Annotated in this window: 1 protein-coding gene; it reads right to left on the minus strand. The window is 33.3% G+C overall.

The features are described 5' to 3' along the window. Positions 1–473: 473 nt before the first annotated feature. On the minus strand, positions 474–1,236 hold a 763-nt coding region (locus tag CV945_RS16850; RefSeq protein ID WP_157807580.1), incomplete at its 5' end, for an AbiU2 domain-containing protein.

The raw sequence follows: 1,236 nt of genomic DNA on the forward strand, positions 1-1,236 counted from the left end.
CAACATGTGATTCACCTCCTTGTCTATCAATATTCACATCATAGACAGGAAAAGCAAAAAATATTCAGCTCACTTTATGATGTGACTGAATAGTTACAAAATTTGAACACCCTCCTTTTTCCTGTGTATAATATTGTTAAGAAAAACATAACAATAAAAAAGACCGAGTGCCGCAAACACCCGGTTCTTACAACTATACTCTGCAAGAAGAGCGGCTGACCTTAAAGATATGAGGCTTTAACAAGGAAATAACTGTCATACCTTTAGTCGAGGGGGACGGTTATTTCTTTTTTTAGTGTATGTTTTTATCTAGGGAAATACTGTTTATTTACATCCATTAAATTTTTTTAATTTTATTATCAAACCAAAAACCTATGCATTAATCATCCACTCTGTGGAAGAGGAGAGACCTCTTACGAAAATGGAGATTTTACGAATCACCGTTAGCAATACATCATGATTGACCGACACATTTATCGAGTAGTAAATGAAATTTTATCGATGACGTTTTTCTGATAATCATGGAGAATATCAAGAACTTTGTCTACATCCATCACATTTGATGATTCTGGATACCAAGCTTTACCGTCCAATGCAATTGAAAATGTATTAATGGTTTCTCTTACATATTCGATTAAATCATTAATATTTTGAGTCGTCAGTTCTGCATCAACTAGCAGCTGGTTACGATCAAAAAAATATTTTTTATCGTTGTGAGCAAATACTTTATCACGCCAGGTAAATAAATGATTAATAATTTTATTTTTGTCTTCAATACCTGCTCTATATTCCTCAATCTTTTCTTGTGTAACAAGCAGCTTATCACTAGGATCATCTTTGTAATCAAAAAATTGAATATTTTGAGAAGCTATATTAAGAAATTTGTGTATACTTCCTGCTTGAGCTTTACGATCATATAATTTCGCTAGAGTAATAATTACATCATTAAAAAGAGAGTGAAAAGTGAGAGTAAAAAAACTGGGAGCAATGTTCATAGCCTCTAGACGATCTTTTCTCCTTTCTTGAATCCGACACCATAGCTGATATTTCGATTTAACATTTATAATTTCGTGCATCATTCGGTCGATATATTGCCTAAGTTCTTCTTTACTGCAATGTCCAGACATATCAATCATCCCTCCCTCTAGAAATGTTGATTTATCAAGGCTTTTCGGCCCCTCAGGGGTGTCCAAAAAATATTTTTCGACAAAATCCCTTACATCCTTTTTCAGTTTT

Origin of the sequence: Geobacillus sp. Manikaran-105 (assembly GCF_002809955.1) — a bacterium.
Taxonomy (GTDB): Bacteria; Bacillota; Bacilli; order Bacillales; family Anoxybacillaceae; genus Geobacillus; species Geobacillus thermophilus.